Source organism: Buttiauxella gaviniae ATCC 51604, assembly GCF_001654835.1.
Classification (GTDB): Bacteria; Pseudomonadota; Gammaproteobacteria; order Enterobacterales; family Enterobacteriaceae; genus Buttiauxella; species Buttiauxella gaviniae.
Window position 1 is genome coordinate 1 of the sequence record NZ_LXEP01000014.1, and the last position, 1118, is coordinate 1118.

The 1118-nt window shown below is 58.4% G+C and carries 1 protein-coding gene; it reads right to left on the minus strand.

All coding sequences use genetic code 11. The annotated features are described in order from the left end of the window. Positions 1-1118, minus strand: a 1118-nt coding sequence (locus M977_RS07125) for an Ig-like domain-containing protein (RefSeq protein WP_157092051.1), incomplete at both ends; no start/stop codon positions are given.

Sequence of the window (1118 nt, forward strand, 5' to 3'; positions counted from 1 at the left end):
ATTGACGGTGTTGTCACCCGCCACCGTGTCGATGGTCAGGGCATTATGTGCCTGGGTATCGAGCACCACGTTCTGGTGCTCAACCGCAATCGCGGTGTTACCGGACGCATCCACACCAGTGACCATTACCTGTACGTCATTGTTGCCTTCATTCAGCGCCGCGGTTGGCACCGGGACTTCGTAACGCAGCTGACCGTTGGCATCCGTCACAACATTGCCGTGATATTCATGGCCGTTCACGCTGACGACGACGTTATCGCCCGCCTGCGCATCACCACTCACCACACCGGAAATCATCGTCGGCATCCGGGACTCGGTGGCATTCACCACGTTGTCACCGGCCACGGTCTGGATGAGCACATGGTTCTCGGCATGGGTATCGAGCACCACGTTCTGGTGCTCAACCGCAATCGCGGTGTTACCGGATGCATCCAAACTGGTGACCATTACCTGTACGTCATTATTGCCTTCATTCAGCGCCGCGGTGGGCACCGGGACTTCGTAACGCAGCTGGCCGTTGGCATCCGCCACCACGTCGCCGCGATATTCATGACCGTTAACGCTGACCACCACATGATCGCCCACCTGCGCATCACCGCTCACCACACCCGAGATCATCGTCGGCATACGGGATTCGGCGGCATTCACCACATTGTCACCGGCCACGGTCTGGATGAGCACATGGTTTTCGGCATGGGTGTCGAGCACCACGTTCTGGTGCTCAACCGCAATCGCGGTGTTACCGGACGCATCCACACCGGTGACCATCACCTGTACATCATTACTGCCTTCATTCAGCGCATGAGTCGGGACCGGTACTTCATAGCGCAACTGGCCGTTGGCATCCGCCACCACGTCGCCACGGTATTCATGACCGTTAACGCTGACGACGACTTTATCGCCCGCCTGCGCATCACCGCTCACCACACCGGAAATCATCGTCGGCATCCGGGACTCGGCGGCGTTCACCACATTGTCCCCGGCCACTGTCTGGATAAGCACATGGTTCTCGGCATGGGTATCGAGCACCACGTTTTTGTGCTCGACTGCCGTGGTGGCGTTACCGGATGCATCGACACCGGTGACCATCACCTGCACATCATTGCTGCCTTCATTCA